At 51.4% G+C, this 23265-nt stretch carries 17 protein-coding genes and 3 pseudogenes; 18 read left to right on the top strand and 2 right to left on the bottom strand.

Annotated features, from left to right (window positions below; translation table 11 throughout):
* Positions 1–45 precede the first annotated feature (45 nt).
* From traC to traG, 13 genes and pseudogenes are all read left to right on the top strand, one after another.
* A pseudogene (gene traC, locus ACLHV9_RS26080) lies at positions 46–2046 on the top strand (type IV secretion system protein TraC); the annotation flags it as partial.
* Positions 2046–2423 (top strand): type-F conjugative transfer system protein TrbI, encoded by a 378-nt coding sequence (gene trbI / locus ACLHV9_RS26075; protein ID WP_001568089.1) that lies wholly within the window; start codon positions 2046–2048, stop codon positions 2421–2423. The pseudogene traC and the gene trbI, both read left to right, overlap by 1 nt.
* Complete coding sequence (gene traW, locus ACLHV9_RS26070; protein ID WP_023332867.1) at positions 2420–3049, top strand: type-F conjugative transfer system protein TraW; 630 nt, start codon at positions 2420–2422, stop codon at positions 3047–3049. Before trbI ends, traW begins: the two co-directional genes overlap by 4 nt.
* Positions 3050–3080: 31 nt before the next feature.
* A complete protein-coding gene (traU, locus tag ACLHV9_RS26065; RefSeq protein WP_176602138.1) occupies positions 3081–4052 on the top strand; it encodes a conjugal transfer pilus assembly protein TraU in 972 nt (323 codons plus the stop codon).
* Between the two features lie 12 nt (positions 4053–4064).
* A complete protein-coding gene (gene trbC, locus ACLHV9_RS26060) occupies positions 4065–4691 on the top strand; it encodes a type-F conjugative transfer system pilin assembly protein TrbC (RefSeq protein ID WP_001568086.1) in 627 nt (208 codons plus the stop codon).
* Complete coding sequence (gene traN / locus ACLHV9_RS26055; RefSeq protein WP_001568085.1) at positions 4688–6580, top strand: type-F conjugative transfer system mating-pair stabilization protein TraN; 1893 nt, start codon at positions 4688–4690, stop codon at positions 6578–6580. The genes trbC and traN overlap by 4 nt, the downstream gene beginning before the upstream one ends.
* A gap of 12 nt (positions 6581–6592) precedes the next feature.
* Positions 6593–6853, top strand: coding sequence for a conjugal transfer protein TrbE (gene trbE / locus ACLHV9_RS26050; RefSeq protein ID WP_001568084.1), 261 nt, complete (start codon positions 6593–6595; stop codon positions 6851–6853).
* Positions 6850–7182, top strand: a complete 333-nt coding sequence (locus tag ACLHV9_RS26045; RefSeq protein WP_001568083.1) for a hypothetical protein — start codon at positions 6850–6852, stop codon at positions 7180–7182. The genes trbE and ACLHV9_RS26045 overlap by 4 nt, the downstream gene beginning before the upstream one ends.
* A gap of 15 nt (positions 7183–7197) precedes the next feature.
* The gene (gene traF / locus ACLHV9_RS26040) at positions 7198–7947 is read left to right on the top strand and encodes a type-F conjugative transfer system pilin assembly protein TraF (protein ID WP_001568082.1); all 750 of its coding nucleotides are present in this window, start codon (positions 7198–7200) and stop codon (positions 7945–7947) included.
* 10 nt (positions 7948–7957) lie between these two features.
* Positions 7958–8191, top strand: a complete 234-nt coding sequence (traQ, locus tag ACLHV9_RS26035) for a type-F conjugative transfer system pilin chaperone TraQ (protein ID WP_001568081.1) — start codon at positions 7958–7960, stop codon at positions 8189–8191.
* A gap of 19 nt (positions 8192–8210) precedes the next feature.
* Positions 8211–8747, top strand: coding sequence for a type-F conjugative transfer system pilin assembly thiol-disulfide isomerase TrbB (trbB, locus tag ACLHV9_RS26030; RefSeq protein WP_032160235.1), 537 nt, complete (start codon positions 8211–8213; stop codon positions 8745–8747).
* Complete coding sequence (gene traH, locus ACLHV9_RS26025) at positions 8734–10104, top strand: conjugal transfer pilus assembly protein TraH (protein WP_023332869.1); 1371 nt, start codon at positions 8734–8736, stop codon at positions 10102–10104. Before trbB ends, traH begins: the two co-directional genes overlap by 14 nt.
* Positions 10104–12173: pseudogene (gene traG, locus ACLHV9_RS26020) on the top strand (conjugal transfer mating-pair stabilization protein TraG); the annotation flags it as partial. The gene traH and the pseudogene traG, both read left to right, overlap by 1 nt.
* Here traG and ACLHV9_RS26015 read toward each other — a convergent pair.
* On the bottom strand, positions 12132–12323 hold the full coding sequence (locus ACLHV9_RS26015) for a hypothetical protein (protein WP_407221232.1): 192 nt from the start codon (positions 12321–12323) through the stop codon (positions 12132–12134). The pseudogene traG and the gene ACLHV9_RS26015 sit on opposite strands and share 42 nt — an antisense overlap.
* On the bottom strand, positions 12305–13285 hold the full coding sequence (locus ACLHV9_RS26010) for an IS5-like element ISKpn26 family transposase (protein WP_407220155.1): 981 nt from the start codon (positions 13283–13285) through the stop codon (positions 12305–12307). Before ACLHV9_RS26010 ends, ACLHV9_RS26015 begins: the two co-directional genes overlap by 19 nt.
* A gap of 70 nt (positions 13286–13355) precedes the next feature.
* Here ACLHV9_RS26010 and ACLHV9_RS26005 point away from each other — a divergent pair.
* The 5 genes and pseudogenes from ACLHV9_RS26005 to traI all read left to right on the top strand — a co-directional run.
* A pseudogene (locus tag ACLHV9_RS26005) lies at positions 13356–14153 on the top strand (conjugal transfer protein TraG); the annotation flags it as partial.
* 2 nt (positions 14154–14155) lie between these two features.
* Positions 14156–14686, top strand: coding sequence for a hypothetical protein (locus tag ACLHV9_RS26000; protein WP_001568077.1), 531 nt, complete (start codon positions 14156–14158; stop codon positions 14684–14686).
* A 177-nt stretch (positions 14687–14863) separates the two neighbouring features.
* Positions 14864–15595, top strand: a complete 732-nt coding sequence (gene traT / locus ACLHV9_RS25995; protein ID WP_001568076.1) for a conjugal transfer complement resistance protein TraT — start codon at positions 14864–14866, stop codon at positions 15593–15595.
* A 184-nt stretch (positions 15596–15779) separates the two neighbouring features.
* Positions 15780–17987, top strand: a complete 2208-nt coding sequence (gene traD / locus ACLHV9_RS25990; protein ID WP_023332870.1) for a type IV conjugative transfer system coupling protein TraD — start codon at positions 15780–15782, stop codon at positions 17985–17987.
* Entirely contained in the window at positions 17987–23242 is a 5256-nt protein-coding gene (gene traI, locus ACLHV9_RS25985; RefSeq protein ID WP_200525851.1) for a conjugative transfer relaxase/helicase TraI, read from the top strand. The genes traD and traI overlap by 1 nt, the downstream gene beginning before the upstream one ends.
* Positions 23243–23265: the final 23 nt, after the last annotated feature.

Here is a 23265-nt window from a genome sequence, read left to right as displayed (position 1 = left end):
GGATGCTTCGGATTATGACCAGACGGTTCACGCTGTACGCTTACGATTAATCCAAATCCAGGTGAGATGTACCGGAGGCCTAAAAAGCTGGATCCTTACCAGGAGCTGAATTACCAGTGTGTTGATGACAGCTTTGATATGGAAGTGATGGCGAATCATCTCAACATTGGCCTGCTGGACAAAAATGGGGTGGAACGTCATACCCGGGTGCTCAACTATCATCTTGCACGCGACCCGGAAATTGCGTTTTTGTGGACCAGTGCAGACAACTACGCCAACCTGCTGAACCCGGAATTGTCTATTTCCTGTCCCTTTGTCATTACGCTTACCCTGATGGTGGAAGACCAGGTTAAATCACAGAACGAAGCGAACCTGAAGTTTCTCGACCTGGAGAAAAAGAGCAAAACGTCATACGCGAAGTATTTCCCCTCAGTTGAGAAAGAAGTTAAGGAGTGGGGGGATATTCGCCAGCGACTGTCTTCCAATTCCTCTTCACTGGTGTCCTATTTTTTCAACGTTACGGCGTATACCGAAGACGATCCGGAAGCGGCACTGGCCACTGAACAGGAAATACTGAACAGTTTCCGTAAGGGGGGCTTTGAACTCATCGCCGCTCGCTATCAGCAGATGCGTAATTTCCTGTCGATTCTGCCTTTTAAGGCGGGAGAGGGGATATTTAAGGAACTGCAGGCGGCGGGGGTAGTTCGCCGTGCTGAAAGCTTTAATGTGGCAAACCTGATGCCGGTGGTGGCCGACAGTCCACTGGCTCCTTCCGGTCTGCTGGCGCCTACATATCGTAACCAGCTGGCTTTTATCGATCTCTTCTACACCGGCATGAATAACACCAACTTTAACATGGCGGTATGCGGTACTTCCGGTGCGGGGAAAACAGGCCTGATACAGCCGCTTATCCGTAGCGTCATTGATGCCGGTGGTTATTCCTGGGTATTCGATATGGGGGATGGTTACAAATCACTGTGCGAAAACATGGGGGGTGTGTATCTCGATGGCGATACGCTGAAATTTAACCCGTTTGCGAACGTGCTCGATGACAATAACTTCGATGCATCTGCAGAGCGTATCCGTGACCAGCTTTCCGTCATGGCCAGTCCCAATGGGAATCTTGATGAAGTCCATGAAGGCCTGCTGCTTCAGGCGGTCAAAGCGGCCTGGCTGACCAAGCATAACAAAGCCCGAATTGACGATGTGGTGGATTTCCTGCAGGAAGCCAAAGACAGCGAAACCTATGCAGACTCACCGACGATCCGCAGCCGTCTGGACGAAATGATTATTCTGCTCGACCAGTACACGGTGAACGGGATTTACGGCAGCTACTTCAACTCTGATGAACCGTCACTCAATGATGATGCCCGTATGGTTGTGCTGGAGCTGGGGGGGCTGGAGTCCCGGCCATCTCTGCTGGTTGCTGTGATGTTCTCGTTGATTATTTATATCGAGAACCGCATGTACCAGACACCCCGTAACCTGAAAAAACTGAACGTCATTGACGAAGGCTGGCGCCTGCTGGACTTCAAAAATGAGAAGGTCGGCACCTTTATCGAGAAGGGCTACCGTACCGCACGCCGTCACCTGGGTTCGTATATCACTATTACACAGAACATTGTCGATTTTGACTCAGATACGGCTTCCAGTGCTGCACGTGCCGCCTGGGGGAACTCCTCATACAAAATCATCCTTAAACAGTCTGCCAAAGAGTTTGCCAAGTACAACCAGCTTTACCCCGACCAGTTCACGCAGCTGCAGCGCGACATGATTAACCGTTTTGGTTCGGCTAAAGACCAGTGGTTCTCCTCCTTCATGCTGTCGGTGGAGGCGCATTCATCGTGGCACCGGTTGTTTGTCGATCCACTCAGCCGCGCCATGTATTCATCCAGTGGTGCTGACTTTGAGTACATCACACAACGAAAACGCGCCGGGGTGAGTATTCACGATGCCGTGTACGAACTGGCCTGCCGTAACTTCCCGGATGAAATGGCAGACCTGGAGGCCCGGGTGGCCATGAATAATACAAGGAGTGCTGCCTGATGGAAAAAAATATCAGAAATCGTCTGTTTACCCGACGTGCCCTTATCACTGGCGGGCTGATGGTTGCCATTCTTGCCGCCAATGCCGTGGTGACCCGGATCATGATAGCGCACAGCACACCTCGTGTTGTCGCGTTTGATATGAAGAAAACGCTCGATAACTTCATGGACAGTGTCAGCCGTAAGCAACTGACGGAAAGCCAGTCTAAGGCACTGTCGGATCGTTTTAACGATGCGCTGGAAAAAAGTCTGGATGACTGGCAGCAGAAAAACCATGTGCTGATTCTTGTTTCTCCTGCCGTGGTTAATGGGGCGCCTGACGTCACGCTGAGTATTCAGCGTGATATTGCGAAGCGGATGCAGGGAGGCAGGGAATGAAAATGATCCGCGGGGCGCTCTTTGCTGTATGTCTTGTCTCCCCGCTTACCCGGGCAGCTGATCTGGGTACATGGGGCGACCTGTGGCCCATACAGGAACAGGATATGTTATCGCTGATAACCCAGCGCCTTGAAGCGCTGGAGAAGTCCGGGCGATGGGGGCAGGAGATGGAGGCCTTTAAGGAGCGGGTGAAGACCAACAGCCAGCGCCCGGCTCCCGTCGAGGGGATAAAGAAAGCGGATAAATATGAGCAGCGCTGGTTTGATCCCAGCATCAAATTAACTGAAGACCTGAAGGATCAGAACGGTGTGCTGTTCGCCCGGAAAGGGCAGGTGCTTAATCCGCTTAAAACCGTTCCTTTTATGCAGACGCTTTACTTCATTGACGGTGATGATCCGGACCAGTTGGCCTGGATGAAACGCCAGGTACCTGAGACGTTAATCAGCAAGATTATCCTCGTTAAAGGCAGCGTCCCGGATACATCGGCGGCGCTCGACAGCCGGATTTATTTTGACCAGAACGGCGTGCTGAGCCAGCGCTTTGGACTGACGGCAGTACCCGCGCGGATCACCCCGGCCCCCTCGGGAGAACGACTGAACATCGAATACTTTCCACCCACGCGATAAGGATGTTTCTGTGAAACGTATTTTGTTTTTCATGGTGGCCTGCCTGCTATGGAGCCACAGTATGAATGCCGCTGCCGACCCGTCGTGTGAAGGACGATTTGTAAATCCCATTACAGATGTCTGCTGGCGTTGCATTTTCCCCTTATCGCTGGGGAGTGTGCAGGTGGGGAAAGGAGATCAGCCGGACACGCCTAATCCCGGCAGCCCGATACAGTATTGCCCGGCCCCACCCCCAATCTTTGTACGCATTGGTCTGGCTATCGGTTACTGGGAACCGATGGCCATGACCGACGTCAGCCGATCACCTGGCTGCATGGTGAATCTGGGGGGATTCAGTATCAATCTCGGTAAAACAGGGATGGGGACGGCCAAAAAGGACGACAAACAGGTCAACGGGGCGTTCTATCACGTGCACTGGTACAAATACCCACTGACGTACTGGCTGAACATCATCACATCAGCAGGTTGCCTGGAAGGCGGAGATATGGACATCGCCTATCTCTCTGAGATTGACCCGACCTGGGTGGACAGCAGTCTGACCACGATCCTGAATCCGGAAGCCGTACTGTTTGCCAACCCGATCGCTCAGGGGGCCTGTGCGGCCGATGCCATTGCCAGTGCTTTCCACTTACCACTTGACCCGTTGTTCTGGTGTGCCGGCTCGCAGGGCTCCATGTATCCCTTCAGTGGATGGGCCAGTAACGAATCCAGCCCGCTGCAATCCTCGGTTCTGCTCAGTGAGCGTATGGCCTACAAGCTTCACCGACAGGGCCAGATTATGGAAACGGTCGGCGCCGATACCGCAGTCTGTTACGAATATCCGTCGCCGATTATCCCTAAAGAGCGCTGGCGCTATCAGATGGTGAATATGTATCCGGACAGCGGGCAGTGCCATCCCCTCGGGCGCAGTGTGATGCGCTGGGAGGCCGGTCGCAACCCGCCTAATACCCGGAAGAATTTTGGTTACCTCATGTGGCGCAAACGTAACTGTGTTTTCCTCTGAAAGGAGTCTTCTGTGACACAACTGAATATTTTTATCCTCACGCTTTTACTCACCGGTACCGCTGTGGCAGCTGGCAGTCCGGGGAGCCCGACAACGGCTGACCGGGAGTGGCTGAAGCACCAGGAAGACTTCAGCGAGCAGTTACGCCAGCACCCGGACAAGCAGCTGCAGCAGGAACTGGAAGCGCAGATTAACCGTAACCCCCTGGCGAAAGCCGATCGCCAGTACATCGATAATCTGGCCAGCCAGCAAAGGGCGTCAGCACAGGGAAAACCCTCTGAAGGTGCGCTGTACTTCGTGTCGTTTTCTGTGCCGGAGGAAGGTCTGAAACGCATGCTGCATGAAACCCGCCAGTATGGCATTCCGGCCACGTTGCGCGGACTGGTCAATAACGACATGAAGGCAACCACCGATGCGGTGATGCGGCTGGTTAAGGATGGAGTTACAGACGGCGTCCAGATCGACCCGACGCTTTACTCACAATACAACATTCGCAGCGTGCCCGCCCTCGTGGTGCGCTGCAAAGCAGGGTTTGATGTGGTTCGGGGCAATATCCGGCTGAAACAGGCGCTGGAAAAGGTGGCGGAGAAAGGGGACTGTGCGGATATCGCCCGTCATATGCTGGGAGGTAACCAATGAGAACACTTCCGGCCATTCTCTTTGTTCATGCCCTGGTTCTGGGGACGTTTATCTGGTTTGCAGGACCAGCCTGCGCGGACAGTAACACGGATTACAGGGCAGGTTCTGACTTTGCAAAACAGGTACAGGGGGGCGGTCTTGATGCCCTGAAAAACTTCAACGGCGAGCAGAATCTGCCGGGGTATACGAAAGATCCCGAGCAAAAGAAATACTACGGTGGCGTGACAGCCGGTGGCGACAGCTCACTGAAAAATGACTCTGCTTCCCAGTGGGCCGGGAGTGAAGTCGGACAAAGTATTACCGAGTCATTTACCAACCGTCCTCCGGACAGCATCTCTCCGGACGCCCCGTTTATCCAGAACGCCAAAGATATTGAATCACGATCCGACACTATCATCGGCAATACCGGACAGGAGTGTAAGGCGGAAATCGTTAACCGGAGTGAATTTAAAAACTACACCTGTGAACGTGACCTGCAGGTTGAGCAGTACTGTACACGAACAGCCACGATAACCGGACACTATGAGGAAACCACGGTTATCAAAACGTATACCGTGCCGAATAACCAGTTCAGCTACAGCTATGACGGTAACAAAAGTGTGATGCTGACATTCCGCGCTCCGGCCACGGGAACGGTCCTGAGTGCATCAGCAGCGCTGCATTTTAATGACAAAAATATGTACTACCGCATGACCTGGTGGGGAGTAAATGAAGACTCCGTTGCCAAGAGGGACAACAGCTGGTCCCTTCCTGGGGCGACTGGCGCCTATCTGACCGAGGGCGGCTCTTCTCCGCAGGGCGTCATCCTCAACAAGAACTGCCTTAGCGGTAAGCAGAGTCGTTGCCGGGAATATGCCCGCAAGACACAAAACTGGTTACAGGGCGGTTCAGAGGCCTGGATGAGTGTCACGCTGACCATGCGTGTGACGGAAAAAAAATGGGTTCCGGACGTGAAATGGGTCGAGTTCTGTCCATTCAGTAAAGACGAAGGCAAGCAGACCACGACGGAATGCATTGAGCCAGGCGGAAACCGGACGGTTAACCAGGATGGTAATGTTTACCAGGTCTACCAGGCCTGCTGGAAATACCGTGATACGTATATTACCCAACCTTCTGATTACGGTTCATGCCAGACACTGATGGACAACCATAATTGTACGCTGGCATCCCGGCAATGCGCATTCACTTCTGATGACGGAACCTGTCTTCATGAATATGCCACGTACTCCTGCGAAACCAGAACCACCGGTAAACAGATGATTTGTGGCGGGGACGTGTTCTGTCTCGATGGTGAATGCGATAAAGCGGCCAGCGGCAAAAACAATGATTTTGGTCAGGCAGTGGCGGAGCTCGCCGCCCTGGCGGCGGCAGGGAAGGACGTTGCGGCACTGAACGGGGTGGATGTCAGGGCGTTCACCGGGAAAGCGAAATACTGTAAAAAATTTGCAGCAGGCTTCAGTAACTGCTGCAAAGACAGCGGCTGGGGCCAGGATGTGGGGCTGGCGCGCTGCAGCAGTGACGAAAAAGCCCTCGCTAAAGCCAAGAAAGATAAGCTGACCGTCAGTGTGGGGGAATTCTGCTCTAAAAAGGTGCTGGGTGTTTGCCTGGAGAAAAAAAGAAGCTACTGCCAGTTCGACTCAAAACTGGCGCAGATTGTTCAGCAACAGGGCCGGAATGGCCAGCTGCATATCAGTTTTGGTGGCGCCAGCAGTCCGAATTGCCGCGGTATCACGGTTGATGAACTCCAGCGTATTAATTTCGACTCACTCGATTTCACTAATTTCATGGAAGACCTGATGAAGAATCAAAAAATTCCGGATAACGATGCGCTCACCAATAAAACCAAAGAGCGTATAAAAGAAATTATGAGTCAGCAATCCTCGAAATAATCAGGGGGTAAAATGAAAGTTATATTCTCTTCAGGCTGTGTTACGGATTTCCTGATTAGATTATGCCTCACTGTTATTGTCTCATCACCGGTAATTATATGGTCATGGGATACGGTAAAACAAACCACGGGCAGTGATATTATCACTGCTGTGTTTTTCATCACTATCCTCGGTGGGTTCTGGTTTCTTCTGTACGGCTTTTTATCTTCACTGATAGACCTGCTGAAACCCGCTGGCGAAAACAGAACAAAAAGAAAAGAGAGGGGGGAATGAAAGAGGAAAACCCTAAATGGCCGGTTATCGCGATCGTTGCTGTGTTTATCTTATTTATGACGGGTATGATGTGTTACGGACTCATCCGGGATAAGCGAGAGGTACTTTTTCATATTACCAATCAGTTTTATGGTGTTAATTGTGAAAAAAGTTCAGGTATCGCCTGGGTAATAAAAAATGACTATCGTCAGGATTTAACGTTTCATGATTATGCGGTGTTCTGCAATGACACTGGTTTTTCAGGGAAGCAAATTAACACAGGTCACGAAATTCAGATAAATAAAGGCGTTATCTATAACGCTTTGTCCGGTAATAAACATCAGAAATAAAGATGAAGGTGTCCCATGAAAATGAAACGGCTCGTACTGCTGCCCGTTGTGCTGGGTTGCGCCGTTATGTCTGCCTGGGGGAAGGATGCGGGATGGCAGTGGTATAACGAACCACTGAAAACAACCGACCCGGATCCACAGCCGAACCCGCAGCCACCCCAGCAAATGGATATTCTGCAGAAGCAGGCAGCTCTGCAGCAGGCAACGAAAAAAGCATTAGCCGAAGCCATTATGTATCCATCGGTACCGGCTTTTGTGAAATATTTCCGCCTCCAGAATTACTGGACGCAGCAGGCAGGCTTATTTTCGATGAGCGCCAAGAAAGCGTTTCTTGAACATCCGGAGCTCGATTACAACCTACAGTTCAGCCACTACAACGGCACGGTTAAAAACCAGCTCGCGGCCGATTACGCGGAACAGCGTAAAGCCATATCGGCCATTGCTCAGCATTTCGGTGTGATGTTCTTTTACCGCGGCCGGGAGCCAATTGACGGGCAACTGGTTCAGGTGCTGAGTAACTTCCGTGAGACCTACGGGTTGAGTGTTATCTCCGTCTCTGTTGATGGCGTGGTTAACCCGTTACTACCGGACTCACGCGTGGACCAGGGACAGGCAGAACGGCTCGGCGTGAAGTATTTTCCGGCCATGATGCTGGTTGACCCGAAAAGCGGACAGGTTAAACCGCTCAGTTACGGCTTCATCAGCCAGGACGATCTGGCGAAGCAGTTTCTCTATGTTTCCAACGACTTTAAACCCAATTTTTAAGGAGAGCGTGATGCGTAAATTTCGCATGCCAGATCTGGATATCACGGGAACATGGGTGGTGGCCGTCGGCGTGTTTTTCCATCTCATTGCCCGTCTGGTGCGTAAACAACCGGAGATGGCTGTTGAGATGGGAGAAGGACTGGGTATAGCCATGATGATTTTCGGTGGTTACCGCATCATTAATGCCCTGATTGCGCAGGCTGAGAAAGAGGAAAAGGACCGTGAAAATCATCCTGAACATTAATCACCGCGCGCGGCCGGTAATGCTTTTCTTCGTCCTGCTGCTGTCAACATTTGCTCAGGCCGGCACGCTTGATGAGGTGAAATCGTTGTACAACCCGAAAGGTCTGACCGGAGAGTCGGCAGATCAGGCGCCAGTGGTAACCGCCACACCACCCCGGACCGGAGCGGCTCCTGTCTGGTACCGCCTCAGTAACGGTCGTCAGGTGAATCTGGCGGAGTGGAAGGTGGTGCTGTTTATGCAGGGGCACTGTCCGTACTGTCATCAATTTGATCCGGTACTCAAAACGCTGTCAACGCAGCATGGGTTTTCGGTCTTTCCTTACACGCTGGATGGTCAGGGCGATCAGGCATTCCCGGAGGCGCTACCCGCTCCACCTGAAGTGATGAAGACCTTTTTCCCTAACATTCCGGTCGCCACGCCAACCACGTTTCTTGTCAACGTGAACACGCTCGATGCTTTCCCGATATTGCAGGGCGCAACGGATGCTCAGGGCTTTATGGCCCGGCTCGATACCTTATTTCAGATGATGGAGACACCGAAAAATGGACAAGGTTAAGTCGGTAACATTGCTCAGCGGCCTGTTGCTCGGGTTGTCCTTCTCGGCAGCCGCAGACGTCAACGGCGACATGAACAACTTTTTCAATAAGCTCGGGTTTGCCTCAAATACGTCTCAGCCGCAGGTATGGCAGGGGCAGGCCGCGGGCTACGCTTCGGGCGGTTCTCTGTATGCCAGAACACAGGTGAAAACCATCCAGCTGGTCAGTATGACTCTGCCGGATATTAATGCCGGTTGCGGCGGTATCGATGCGTATCTCGGTTCATTCAGCTTTATCAACAGTGAACAGCTGCAGCGCTTCGCCAAACAAATAATGAGTAACTCCGCAGGATACTTTTTCGATCTGGCACTGCAGACCACAGTTCCTGAAATTAAAACGGCAAAAGACTTCCTGCAGAAGATGGCCAGCGACATCAACAGCACCAACCTCAGTTCATGCCAGGCTGCGCAAGGCATCGTCGGTGGTCTGTTTCCCCGAACTCAGGTTGCGCAGCAGAAGGTCTGCCAGGACATTGCCGGTGAAAGTAACATCTTCGCTGACTGGGCTGCATCCCGACAGGGATGCACTGTGGGCGGAAAGATGGACAGCGTCCAGGATAAAGCGAGCGATAAAGACAAGGAACGCGTGATGAAAAACATCAACATCATGTGGAACGGTCTGTCAAAAAACCGGCTCTTTGACGGTAATAAGGAGCTTAAAGAGTTCATCATGACCTTAACCGGGACACTGATATTCGGTGAGAACGGCGAAATCACACCGCTGCCGGCGCGCACTACCGACCAGGATTTGATCAAGGCCATGATGGAAGGGGGCAGCGCTAAAATCTATCACTGCAATGATTCGGATAAATGCCTCAAGGTCGTGGCAGATGCCACCGTCACCATCGCCTCGGATAAGGCGCTGAAGAACCAGATTTCGAAACTACTCAACAGTATCCAGAACAAGGCCGTTGCTGATGAAAAACTGACTGAGCAGGAGAAAGGGTTTATTTCAAGCACTACTATCCCGGTATTCAAATACCTGGTAGATCCCCAGATGCTTGGGGTGTCTAACTCGCTGCTTTATCAACTGACCGACTATATCGGTTACGACATTCTGCTGCAGTACATCCAGGAACTTATTCAGCAGGCCCGCGCCATGATGGCGACCGGGAATTACCCGCAGGCGACAATGGATATGATCCTGCAGAACCTTGACCAGGCCACGCAGCAAATCGCCACGTTCCAGGCGCGCGTACAGGTCCAACAGGATGCCTTACTGGTTGTCGATCGCCAGATGAGTTACATGCGTCAGCAGGTATCAGCAAGGATGATGACCCGCTACCAGAACAATTACCACTTTGGCGGAGGTATGTGATGCAGGAAGTGTATGTTATCGCCGGGGGCGACTGGTACCGGCATGTACTGAACGCCGTTGCGGCGTTTATGCAGACCGAAAACTGGAAAATTATCGAGAGAATGTGTATCGGTTTTTCCGTTTTGATCGTGGCAGGGAGCTGGATTAAAAAACACAGCGTGATGGATATGCTGGGATGGGTATTCTCGCTGACACTGGTATCGATGCTCGTTTTAATAAAAACCCCAGTACAGGTCATCGATTACTCTGAACCCTCATCGGTGTATCAGGTGGATAATGTGCCGATTGGCCTTGCGATTCCGGCATCCCTTACGACGCGCATCGGGAACGCGTTTGTACAGAGCTATGAAATGGTGATGACACTGCCGGACAGTTCGGTCTACAGCAAAACGGGCATGCTCTTTGGCAGCAACCTGGTGGCGAAAAGTACCGATTTTATGTCGCAGAATCCGGAGATTGTCACGCTGTTCTCCGATTACGTTCAGAACTGCGTTATTGGCGATATGCTGCTGAATCACAAATATTCGTTCGAAGACCTGATGCATTCAACAGATCCCTATACGCTGATTTTTTCTAACCCCAGCCCGTTAAGAGGCATATTTGACAAAAACAACCAGTTTAAAACCTGTCTTGAAGCGTCAGTCGATCTGAAGTCAGCGCTGGCGCTGGATACCCAGACGGGTGGAAAAACCTGGAACTATTATGTCCGCCAGATTTTTGGTGGCCGTCCGAACCCGGATGTGCTGATGTCCAGTTTACTGGGCGACAGTTACCAGACGTTCTATCACAACAGCCAGTCTGCCAGCCAGATTATCCGTCAGAATGTCACCATCAATGCCCTGAGAAGTGGGATACAGAGTTATGCAGCCCGCAGTGCAGATTCGGCGAGCCTGATCAATATTGCCACCACATCATCACTGGAAAAACAGCGTCTGGCGCAGGCATCAATGGGGCAGCAGGCACTGAGAACGTTGCCGATGATGCAGACCGTTATTCTCGGGATGATGATTGGCATGTTCCCGATTATTGTGATGGCGGCCATGTTCAACATGCTGACCATGCAGGTGCTGAAGGGGTATGTTGTCGCCCTGATGTGGCTGCAGTGTTGGCCGATTTTATACGCCATCCTGAACAGTGCCATGGCGTTCTATGCTGCCAAAAATGCCACGCCGGTGGTGTTATCTGAAATGTCACAGGTACAGTTGCGTGACTCTGATATTGCCACGACCGCAGGTTACATCTCGCTGATGATTCCTGGCCTGGCCTGGATGATGATAAAAAGCGTGGGGGCAGGTTTCTCAAATATCTACAGCCATTTTGCTTCCTCTGGCCTCAGTGCCACCTCTCAGGCGGCTTCCGGTGTTGTAGACGGGAATTACTCTTACGCCAATATGCAGACTGATAATGTCAGCGGGAACAGCTGGAATACTAACAGCACCACTGCATTTGGCCAGATGACCCGGCAGCTCTCTAACGGTGGTATGGGAACCCAGACACGGGATGGTTCAATGGTCTGGGATACCAGTGGCGCCATGTCGAAACTGCCGGTAGATATCAACGTCGGACGTCAAATTGCCAGCGCACAGCAGCAGATGGCCAGAGAATCAGAAGTACAGGCTGAAAGCGCCCTGCATGGTTATAACCAGAGCGTAACGAGCGCCTGGAATACCCTGAAGCAGTTCGGTACCAATATGGGGACCAGTTCCTCAATGACGACGGGGGCAGACAGTACTGAATCCTCTCAGGATACGATGGCCAGAAGCAAAATGTGGAATGCTGTTGTTGCTAATGCTAAAGCAAATAACATCAGCAATGAGGAGTCGTTCCAACAATTAATGGATGATTCGACTAAAAGTTCTCAAGCTGCGGATATTCATGCATCTGGTAAGTGGAGCTCAGGAGATCAACTATTCGGTAAATTAGGCAAGTGGGGAACTGGGCTATCTGCGGAAGCGGGTGTAAAAGGGAGTGCCGGGTGGACCCATAGCTCGGGCGATACTGATAATGTCAGTTCTTCAGGGCGGGAGTCACATGACAGTAGACACGATACTAGGGAAGGTGCGAATAAGCAGGTCATTTCTTCCCAAGCTGACTCGCTGATTAAAATTTCGCGGATCTGGGCCGATTTTTTTCCCGCAAACACATCGAATCAGCCTATTTAGGCTATTTTTTCCACCATTTCTGGCGTTATTTCCGGTTTTTACTGAGATCTCTCCCACTGACGTATCATTTGGTCCACCCGAAACAGGTTGGCCAGGGTGAATAACATCGCCAGTTGGTTATCGTTTTTCAGCAGCCCCTTGTATCTGGCTTTCACGAAGCCGAACTGCCGCTTGATGATGCGAAACGGGTGCTCCACCCTGGCACGGATGCTGGCTTTCATGTATTCGATGTTGATGGCCGTTTTGTTCTTGCGCGGATGCTGCTTCAAGGTTTTTACCTTGCCGGGACGCTCGGCGATCAGCCAGTCCACATCCACCTCGGCCAGCTCCTCGCGCTGTGGCGCTCCCTGGTAGCCGGCATCGGCTGAGACAAATTGCTCCTCTCCATGAAGCAGATTACCCAGCTGATTGAGGTCATGCTCGTTGGCCGCGGTGGTGACCAGGCTGTGGGTCAGGCCACTCTTGGCATCGACACCAATGTGGGCCTTCATGCCAAAGTGCCACTGATTGCCTTTCTTGGTCTGATGCATCTCCGGATCGCGTTGCTGCTCTTTGTTCTTGGTAGAGTTGGGTGCCTCAATGATGGTGGCATCCACCAAAGTGCCTTGGGTCATCATGACGCCTGCTTCGGCCAGCCAGCGATTGATGGTCTTGAACAATTGACGGGCCAGTTGATGCTGCTCGAGCAGGTGGCGGAAATTCATGATGGTGGTGCGATCCGGCAGGGCGCTATCCAGGGATAATCGGGCAAACAGGCGCATGGAGGCGATTTCGTACAGGGCATCTTCCATGGCACCGTCGCTCAGGTTGTACCAATGCTGCATGCAGTGAATACGCAGCATGGTCTCCAGCGGATAGGGCCGTCGGCCATTGCCCGCCTTGGGATAAAACGGCTCGATGACAGCGGTCATATTCTGCCATGGCAGAATCTGCTCCATGCGGGAGAGGAAAATCTCTTTTCGGGTCTGACGGCGCTTAGTGCTGAATTCACTATCGGCGAAGGTGAGTTGATGGCTCATGATGTCCCTCTGGGATGCGCTCCGGATGAATATGATGATCTCATATCAGGAACTTGTTCGCACCTTCCCTAGCAGTCAGGCAGCCAAAGACTTCAGAGAAGCTTCTGATTACTTTACTAGCCACAAAACTACAACTTCTGGAAATGTTACTGATAATAATGCATCTTCCCGTGTTGACCAGTTTGCAGCATCGTTGTCCAGCGCGAAAAACAGCTATGACCAGTATACAACCAGTAAGACCCGCAGTCATGAATATAGTGAAATGGCTTCACGTACTGAGAGCATGAGCGGACAGATGAACGAAAACCTAACTCAACAGTTTGCTAATTTTGTCCAGAGACAGGCGCCGCAGAATGCAGAGGCTATTCTGACGGATACCAGTTCACCTGAAATTGCCGCACAACGAGAGGCCCTGGCCAGAGACTTTGTAAAATCTCAGGTAGAGCCGAAAATTGATGGGGCATACCAGGAAGCCAGAGGAACGGTCGGAAATAATATGGGCGGTGTTTCAACCAGTGGAGGCAGAGAAGACGTTGCTTCTGACTATGGTCAGCATTCCGGAAGTATTGACAATATGACCGCACATGCAGGCATTAAACAGGATGTTGGTAAGAGCGTGGGTACGTTGGTTTCGGAGAACAGACAGGCTCACCAAAATACTCGGCAGGAAATAATCAACCAAGAAAATGACGTTAAAAAACAGCATGCAGATCTGGAAAACAACCATAAAACAGAGGGAAATAACTTCCATAATACATATAATGAGAAGAAGGGAAAGGTAAGTAATATGCCGGGAGCAGCCTCTTCCAAAGAGCTTGAGGAAAGGGCTACTAAACTTCAAAAGGATTATCTTGATGGGAAGAAATGAGAATGATGATTAACAATAAAGTCATTTTTGAAGAGGTGGAAGAGTTAAAACATATACTTTCACAAGGGGAAGTGGACATACCTTCCTTTTGGACATGTTTATGGCCTGGACTGGTTATAGTTGCTTGGAATGCACTTTGTTCTGTAATTAGTGTCGAAAGTGGTTTTTTTTCAAGCAGATATATATTTAGCGCGATGATTTTTCCATGCGGTGTTGGGTTCATAATTATGCTTGGCGTCGCTAGTGCGCGTTCGCTGTTTTTGTCAGTGCCAAGAACCTTTAGACTTAATTCATTTTTATATCGATTCTTTGGTAAAAAAATTATGGTATACACGATTACATATATGGTTGTGATCGTTCTGCTTGCCTTATTCAATCGTGTGTATTATAACTCACCATTACCTTTTGCATTCATGATTATTTTAACAACTATTTGTTGTGGTGTGGTAATGCATTTAGACTTTGGGCGATATCAACTATCATTGCTTACATCCGCAATAAGTACATTTAAAAGCAATAGGCTTAATAGCTAAGTTTTTCTTGAAGTTAAGTTAATACTATTGATTGGGATTTTTTAGATTAAAGGGCGTTGATGCAGATAATTAACGCCTTAACTCTCCCTTTGTTTGATGTGTCGTTGTTTATCATATGTATCAATAGTTAATTTACATTGCATTTAAAATGATGCTGTTTATATCTGAAGGTGAAAGATGAAAAGAAATAATTCTATGGCTATTATTGTCATAAGTTCAGTGTTGGTGTTGTCTGGTTGTGGTGCGATGGGTACTGCAATTAAAAAACGAAACCTCGATGTCAAAACTCAAATGAGTGAGACTATCTGGTTAGAACCCTCTAATAATCACACGGTATTTCTGCAAATAAAAAATACTTCAGATAAAGATATGAGCGGACTGCAGGCTAAGATTGCCAGCGCAGTGACAGCAAAAGGTTACCAGGTGGTGACTAATCCGGATACTGCTGGGTACTGGATACAGGCTAATGTACTGAAAGCAGATAAGATGGATTTGCGAGAGTCACAGGGGTGGTTAAGTAAGGGATATGAAGGGGCTGCGACAGCTGCTGCTCTGGGTGCTGGTATAACAGCTTATAACTCAAATTCAGCAGGGGCTACATTAGGAGTAGGGCTGGCAGCTGGACTGGTTGGAATGGCGGCAGACGCGATGGTGGAAGATGTTAACTATACGATGGTTACTGATGTCCAGATCGCAGAAAGAACCTCGACAAAGGTTCAGACAGATAACGTTGCCGTATTGCGCCAGGGGACGTCCGGAGCGAAGGTACAGACCAGTTCAGAAACAGGTAATCAGCATAAATACCAGACCCGTATTGTCTCGAATGCCAATAAAGTTAATCTAAAATTCCCGGAAGCTCAGCCAGTTCTTGAAGACCAACTTGCGAAATCTATTTCTAATATTCTGTAATGTGTTCAATCCAATTTTCCAGATGATTTCTCTGTTGGATTAAAGTTGCGTCTCTATCCGGTAATGCCGGTGCTTCAGTAAATTCAGATAACGCCTCACAGGCACGCAAATATTTTGTGTGCCTGTGAGGCGTTGCCGGCTGCGGCCGGAATTCTTTTCAGTGGTTAATTGATGGATTATTGCCATGAGTTTTAACGCCAAAGATATGACACAGGGCGGTCAAATAGCGAGCATGCGTTTTCGTATGTTTGGTCAGATTGCCAATATTATTCTATATGTACTGTTCCTCTTTTTTTGGGTGCTTTGCGGGCTGATATTAATGTATCGCCTGAGTTGGCAAACCTTTGTTAACGGTGCCGTATACTGGTGGTGTACAACGCTTGGACCGATGAGAGATATCATCCGGTCTCAGCCCGTATATACCATTAATTATTATGGACAACAGTTGCAGTATACGTCGGAGCAAATACTCAAGGATAAATACACTATCTGGTGTGGGGAGCAGTTGTGGACCGGGTTTGTCTTTGCCGGAACAGTTTCCCTGATTATTTGTATTGTTGCTTTCTTTGTCGCCAGCTGGGTATTAGGTCATCAGGGGAAACAACAAAGTGAAGATGAAGTGACGGGAGGCCGTCAGCTATCAGAAAAGCCAAAAGAAGTAGCCAGAAAGATGAAGCGGGATGGTATGGCCTCTGATATTAAAATCGGTGACCTGCCTATTTTACTAAACTCCGAAATTCAGAATTTCTGTCTTCATGGTACTGTTGGTTCCGGTAAATCAGAAGTTATCCGACGACTGTTAAATTATGTCCGTGCCCGTGGGGATATGGCCATCATCTACGACCGCTCCTGTGAGTTCGTCAAAAGTTATTACGACCCGTCTATTGATAAAATTCTCAACCCGCTGGATTCGCGCTGTGCAGCCTGGGATTTGTGGAAAGAGTGCCTGACGCTGCCGGATTTCGACAACGTCTCTAATACCCTGATTCCGATGGGAACCAAAGAGGACCCGTTCTGGCAGGGTTCCGGTCGCACCATCTTTGCCGAAGGTGCCTACCTGATGCGTGAGGACAAGGACCGCAGCTATGAGAAGCTGGTTGATACGATGCTCTCCATCAAGATCGACAAGCTGCGCGCCTATCTGCAGAATACGCCAGCGGCAAACCTGGTGGAAGAGAAGATTGAGAAAACCGCCATCAGTATCCGTGCGGTGCTGACCAACTACGTTAAGGCCATTCGCTACCTGCAGGGCATTGAGAAGAACGGCGAGCCGTTCACCATCCGGGACTGGATGCGCAGTGTCCGTGAGGACCAGCCCAACGGCTGGCTGTTTATCTCCTCCAACGCTGACACCCACGCTTCCCTGAAGCCGGTTATCTCGATGTGGCTGTCGATTGCCATTCGCGGTCTGCTGGCAATGGGGGAAAACCGTAACCGTCGTGTCTGGATTTTTGCAGACGAATTACCGACATTGCATAAGTTACCGGACCTGGTGGAGATCCTCCCGGAAGCCCGAAAATTCGGTGGCTGCTATGTATTCGGGATTCAGTCCTACGCCCAGCTGGAAGATATCTATGGCGTGAAACCCGCAGCAACCTTGTTCGACGTGATGAATACTCGCGCATTCTTCCGCTCGCCCAGTAAAGGTATTGCTGAATTTGCTGCTGGCGAAATAGGTGAGAAAGAGATCAAGAAGGCAAGTGAGAACTACTCCTACGGTGCTGACCCGGTACGTGATGGGGTATCCACCGGTAAGGAGCAGAAACGGGAAACGATTGTCAGCTATTCCGATATCCAGACCCTGCCGGATTTATCCTGTTACGTCACGCTGCCCGGGCCATATCCGGCAGTTAAACTGGCACTGAAATATAAACCCCGCCCCAAAATTGCCGAAGGCTTTATTCCACGCCAGCTCAATCAGGCTATTGATGACAAGCTGGCTGCGGTGCTTGCTGCGCGTGAAGCTGAAGGGCAGAGCGCCCGGATTTTGTTTATGCCAGATCCGGTTGAAACTGTGCCGGTTGAGAAGACCGACGAAAAGCCTGCGTCACCGGTAGCGGCCGTACCCACCCCTCAGGAGGATAAGGCAAAAGTTCCGCCGGTTACTGCCAGTAACACGTTCCACAAACCTGCAAGTGCAGCGGCAGCCGCCGCAAGCGCATCGGTGACCCAGGCTGGCGGTGTTGAACAGGAACTTCATGAAAAACCTGAAGAACAACTTCCATTACCCCCGGGCGTGAATAAAGACGGGGAAATTGAGGATATGAATGCCTGGGATGAGTGGCAGTCCAGTTCTGATGTTTTGAGGGATATGCATCGTCGTGAAGAGGTCAACATCAACCATAGTCATCATGTTGATCGTGATGATATCAATCTGGGGAGTAACTTCTGATGATGTCAATTGGTTCAGTGAAATCCGCGGGTAAAGCCGGAGATTATTACACCAAAGAAGATAATTATTACGTTATCGGCAGCATGGATGAACGCTGGCAGGGGAAAGGTGCTGAGGCGCTGGGCCTTGAAGGAAAAACCGTGGATAAGGCCCTGTTTACCGAACTGTTGAAAGGGAAGCTGCCGGATGGCAGCGACCTGAGCCGGATCCAGGACGGTATGAATAAACACCGCCCTGGTTATGACCTGACCTTTTCCGCGCCAAAAAGTGTATCCGTCATGGCTATGCTGGGTGGTGACAAACGCCTTATCGAGGCGCATAACCAGGCGGTCACTGAAGCTATTCGTCAGGTTGAAACCCTCGCAGCTACCAGGGTGATGGTGGACGGAAAATCTGAAACAGTGCTGACCGGCAACCTGATTGTGGCGAAATTTAACCACGATACCAACCGCAACCAGGAGCCTCAGATTCATACTCATGCGGTGGTGATAAATGCTACACAGAATGGCGATAAATGGCAGTCGCTGGGTACCGATACGGTAGGAAAAACCGGTTTTATCGAAAACGTGTATGCCAACCAGATTGCGTTCGGAAAAATATACCGTGAAGTGCTGAAACCCCTGGTTGAGGGGCTGGGGTATGAAACAGAGGTGGTCGGCAAGCACGGTATGTGGGAGATGAAAGACGTTCCCGTTGAGCCTTTCTCGACGCGTACCCAGGAAATCAATGCCGCTGCCGGTCCCGATGCATCACTGAAATCTCGGGATGTGGCCACTCTCGATACCCGCAAAGCGAAGGAAACTCTCGACCCGGCACAGAAGGTGACGGAGTGGCTTTCCACTCTGAAAGAGACCGGGTTTAACCTTAAGGAATATCGTGAGGCTGCCGATCAGCGGGCGAAAACACAACGGGAAGTTCCTTCTCCGGAAGCGCCAGCTGGACCAAATGTTGACGATATAGTTACGCAGGCTATTTCCGGGTTAAGCGATCGTAAAGTTCAGTTTACCTATACGGAGTTGCTGGCCAGAACGGTCAGCCAGATGGAGGCCCGCCCGGGTGTCATCGAGACGGCAAGAGCCGGTATTGAAGCCGCCATTGGGAGGGAACAACTTATCCCGCTTGACCGGGAAAAAGGGATTTTCACCTCCGGGATACATGTTCTCGATGAATTATCCGTCAGAGCCCTGAGCCAGGAAGTATTACGCCAGAACCACGTCAGTATGGTCCCGGAAAAGGCAACCGCGCGTCAGACGTCGTTCAGTGATGCGGTTACCGTTCTGGCTCAGGATCGCCCTGCAATCGGGATTGTATCGGGTCAAGGTGGGGCTGCAGGGCAACGCGAACGAGTGACTGAAATGGCCATGATGGCACGTGAGCAGGGACGGGATGTCCATATCATCGCGGCAGATAACCGTTCCCTGGAGTTTCTGCTGAAAGAAGAAAAACTTGCAGGCGAAATCATCACTGGTAAAAGCGCTCTGCAGGACGGTACTGCCTTTGTTCCAGGAGGGACGTTGATAATCGACCAGGCTGAAAAACTCAGCCTGAAAGAAACCATCAATCTGCTCGATGGCGCCATGCGTAATAATGTTCAGATCCTGATGTCAGACAGTGGAAAACGAAGCGGTACCGGCAGCGCGCTGACCGTCATGAAAGAGAGTGGTGTGACGGCGTATAAATGGCAGGGTGGAAAGCAGACTACAGCATCGGTTATCAGCGAGCCGGACAGGAATCAACGCTTTACCAGAATGGCCAGTGACTTTGTTGCCAGCGTCCGGGATGGTCAGGAAAGCGTGGTTCAGATACGCGGTCCCCGGGAGCAGGGGATCCTGACAGGGCTAATCCGTGAAAATCTCAGAAATGAAGGCCTGATAGGCAGTCATGAGGAAACCATTACGGCGCTGACGCCGGTCTGGCTGGACAGTAAAAACCGGGGTATCCGCGATAATTATCGTGAGGGAATGGTGATGGAGCGCTGGGATCCGGAAAAACGCATCCATGACCGGTTTATTATCGATCGCGTGACCGCTGTCAGTAATACCCTGACCCTGAAAGATGAAAAGGGAGAATCACTGAATCTCAAAGTCTCCGCCGTTGATAATACCTGGACGCTGTTTCGTCCTCAGCAGTTGCCTGTGGCGGAAGGAGAACGGCTGGCCATTCTGGGGAAAATTCCGGAAACCCGGCTGAAGGGGGGCGATACGGTTCAGGTGCTGAAAGCGGAGAATGGTGTCCTGACCGTACAGCACCCCGGTCAGAAGACCACCCAGAAGCTGGCCGCCGGCAATACGCCCTTTACAGGGATCAAGGTCGGTCACGGCTGGGTGGAAAACCCGGGCAGGTCAGTCAGTGAAACCGCAACGGTGTTCGCCTCATTGTCACAGCGTGAACTGGACAATGCCACCCTCAATGCCCTGGCGCAGAGCGGCAGCCAGGTTCGACTGTACTCTGCGCAGAATGAGCAAAAAACGGTTGAGAAACTCGGGCGCCATACAGCGTTCAGTGTGGTAACCGAACAGCTGAAAACCCGTGCGGGCGAGCAGGATATCAGCGCAGCAATTGCTCACCAGAAAAGCCAGCTGCATACACCGGCTGAACAGGCAATCCATCTGGCGGTTCCGTCGCTGGAAAGCGATAAGCTCACGTTTACCCGGCCTCAGTTACTTGTCGCCGCTCATGAGTTTTCTGACGGTACCGTTCCGTTCTCTGATATCGAGAAAACTATAGGAGAACAGATTAAATCAGGCGATCTGCTGCACGTTCCTGTCGCTGCCGGTCATGGCAACGATCTGCTGATTTCCCGGCAGACCTGGGATGCAGAGAAAAGTTTGCTCACGATGGTGCTTGAGGGTAAGAACGCCGTTACGCCGTTAATGGCGAAAGTACCAGGTTCGCTGATGGAAGGGCTGACATCGGGACAACGAAATGCCACCCGTATGATCCTGGAAACCCGGGACAGGTTCACTCTGGTTCAGGGTTATGCCGGCGTGGGTAAAACCACGCAGTTCCGGGCGGTGATGTCGGCGGTGAATTTGTTGCCGGAAGACTCCCGTCCGAAGGTAATCGGCCTCGGACCAACACACCGTGCGGTGGGAGAAATGCAGAGCGCCGGTGTGGAGGCACAGACCACAGCCTCTTTCCTGCATGATACACAGCTTCTGATGCGAAGCGGCCAGACTCCGGATTTCAGCAACACACTTTTCCTGGTGGATGAGAGTTCGATGCTGGGGCTATCCGATACGGCAAAGGCCATGAGTCTGATCGCGGCCGGTGGTGGCCGTGCGGTTTCCAGCGGTGATACTGATCAGCTGCAGTCTATTGCCCCCGGTCAGCCTTTCCGGCTTATGCAGAAGCGCAGTGCGGCCGATGTGGCCATCATGCAGGAGATCGTGCGACAGGTGCCTGAACTCCGCCCGGCGGTGTACAGCCTTATTGACCGGGATATACACAGTGCACTTTCCACCATTGAAAGAGTCGAACCCGCCCAGGTTCCCCGAAAGGAGAACGCATGGGTACCTGAAAGCTCAGTCATGGAATTCACGCCAGAACAGGAGAAAGCGATTCAGAAAGCCATCGGTGAAGGCGAAGTTCTTCCTGATATCTCGCCCGTCAGTCTCTATGACGCCATCGTAAGGGACTATACCGGACGCACGGAAAGTGCTCAGGCACAAACGTTGATTATTACCCACCTGAATGATGACCGCCGGGTGCTGAACCGTATGCTCCATGATGAAAAAATGCGGAACGGTGAGCTCGGGGAAGACAGTGTCACGCTGCCAGTTCTGGTGACCAGTAATATCCGGGATGGCGAACTACGTAAGGTTTCGACCTGGGAAGCACATAAAGGTGCCATCGCATTAGTGGATAACCAGTATCACCAGATAGTGGGCGTCAGTAAAGCAGACCAGCTGATTACGCTTCGTAGTGACGAAGGTACCGAACGCCTGATTTCACCGCGAGAGGCTTCTGCAGAAGGTGTCACGTTATACCGCCAGGAGAGTATTACCGTTTCGCCCGGCGACAGAATGCGCTTCAGTAAAAGTGATACCGAACGTGGCTACGTGGCGAATAGTGTGTGGCGGGTAGAAAGCATATCTGGTGACAGTGTCACGCTGAATGACGGAAAAAGTACCCGAACGGTAACGCCCGCTGCGGATAAAGCTGAAGCGCATGTTGATCTGGCTTATGCCATCACCACACACGGTGCGCAGGGGGCAAGCGAGCCCTTTTCAATTGAACTGGAAGGTGTGACTGGCGCCAGGGAGCGGATGGTCAGCTTCGAATCAGCGTATGTAGCGCTCTCCCGTATGAAACAGCATACGCAGGTATATACCGATGACCGGAAAGGATGGACGGATGCGGTAAGCCGTTCTCAGGAGAAAGCCAGCGCGCATGATGTTCTGGAGCCTCTTAATGATCGCGCTGTTAAAAGCGCAGAGCAGCTGTTTGGTCGCGCCATTCCCCTGACGGAGAGTCCGGCCGGACGTGCAGCACTGCAACAATCAGGTATTGCCCGCGGGCAGTCCACAGGGAAATTTATCTCCCCGGGGAAAAAGTATCCGTTACCGCATGTCGCGTTACCTGCATTTGACCGTAATGGAAAATCCGCCGGGATATGGCTGAGCCCACTGACGGATAAGGATGGGCGATTGCAGGCTATCGGTGGGGAAGGGCGGGTTATGGGGAATGAAGAGGCCCGTTTTGTCGCCCTGCAGGGAAGCAGGAATGGGGAAAGCCTGCTCGCCGGGAACATGGGAGAGGGCGTCAGAATTGCCCGGGATAATCCGGACAGTGGCGTGGTGGTTCGCCTTGCCGGCGACGACCGTCCATGGAACCCTGGCGCCATCACCGGCGGCAGGGTCTGGGGCGATATAGACGCCGTGGTTACGGGGGGGAGCGGTGCAAATATTCCGCTACCACCTGACCTGCTTGCTCAAAAAACGGCAGAAGAACTGCAACGCAAGCAGATTGAAAAGCAGGCACAGGAAACGGCTCGTGAACTGACCGGTGAAAAGCGTAAACAGGACGAAGTGGGTGAGCAGATCAAGGACATTATCACGGATGTGGTTCGCGGTCTGGAACGACAGAAGGGGCAGCATGAACGATTCCAGCTTCCGGATGAACCAGAAAACCGTCTCAGAAATGAGGCTGTTCAGAAAGTGGTAGCCGATAATCAGCAGCAGGACAGATTGCAGCAAATTGAACGGGATATGGTCCGGGATCTGACCCGGGAAAAAACACTCGGAGGCGACTGACGCGCCTGCGGCTTGTCTGCTCC

The organism is Enterobacter sp. CPE_E890, from assembly GCF_046521475.1.
Classification (GTDB): Bacteria; Pseudomonadota; Gammaproteobacteria; order Enterobacterales; family Enterobacteriaceae; genus Enterobacter; species Enterobacter adelaidei.
The sequence above is the reverse complement of the archived record's forward strand: the minus strand, read 5'-3'. Positions and strand labels throughout refer to the sequence as shown.

Coding starts and splice junctions, on each gene's coding strand:
- ACLHV9_RS26045 (WP_001568083.1), top strand. CDS start 6,850: ATGAAAGAGGAAAACCCTAAATGGCCGGTTATCGCGATCGTTGCTGTG.
- ACLHV9_RS26000 (WP_001568077.1), top strand. CDS start 14,156: ATGATGATTAACAATAAAGTCATTTTTGAAGAGGTGGAAGAGTTAAAA.
- traW (WP_023332867.1), top strand. CDS start 2,420: ATGAAAATGATCCGCGGGGCGCTCTTTGCTGTATGTCTTGTCTCCCCG.
- traI (WP_200525851.1), top strand. CDS start 17,987: ATGATGTCAATTGGTTCAGTGAAATCCGCGGGTAAAGCCGGAGATTAT.
- traU (WP_176602138.1), top strand. CDS start 3,081: ATGGTGGCCTGCCTGCTATGGAGCCACAGTATGAATGCCGCTGCCGAC.
- ACLHV9_RS26010 (WP_407220155.1), bottom strand. CDS start 13,285: ATGAGCCATCAACTCACCTTCGCCGATAGTGAATTCAGCACTAAGCGC.
- traH (WP_023332869.1), top strand. CDS start 8,734: ATGGACAAGGTTAAGTCGGTAACATTGCTCAGCGGCCTGTTGCTCGGG.
- traD (WP_023332870.1), top strand. CDS start 15,780: ATGAGTTTTAACGCCAAAGATATGACACAGGGCGGTCAAATAGCGAGC.
- traN (WP_001568085.1), top strand. CDS start 4,688: ATGAGAACACTTCCGGCCATTCTCTTTGTTCATGCCCTGGTTCTGGGG.
- traQ (WP_001568081.1), top strand. CDS start 7,958: ATGCGTAAATTTCGCATGCCAGATCTGGATATCACGGGAACATGGGTG.
- traF (WP_001568082.1), top strand. CDS start 7,198: ATGAAAATGAAACGGCTCGTACTGCTGCCCGTTGTGCTGGGTTGCGCC.
- trbI (WP_001568089.1), top strand. CDS start 2,046: ATGGAAAAAAATATCAGAAATCGTCTGTTTACCCGACGTGCCCTTATC.
- trbB (WP_032160235.1), top strand. CDS start 8,211: ATGCTTTTCTTCGTCCTGCTGCTGTCAACATTTGCTCAGGCCGGCACG.
- trbE (WP_001568084.1), top strand. CDS start 6,593: ATGAAAGTTATATTCTCTTCAGGCTGTGTTACGGATTTCCTGATTAGA.
- traT (WP_001568076.1), top strand. CDS start 14,864: ATGAAAAGAAATAATTCTATGGCTATTATTGTCATAAGTTCAGTGTTG.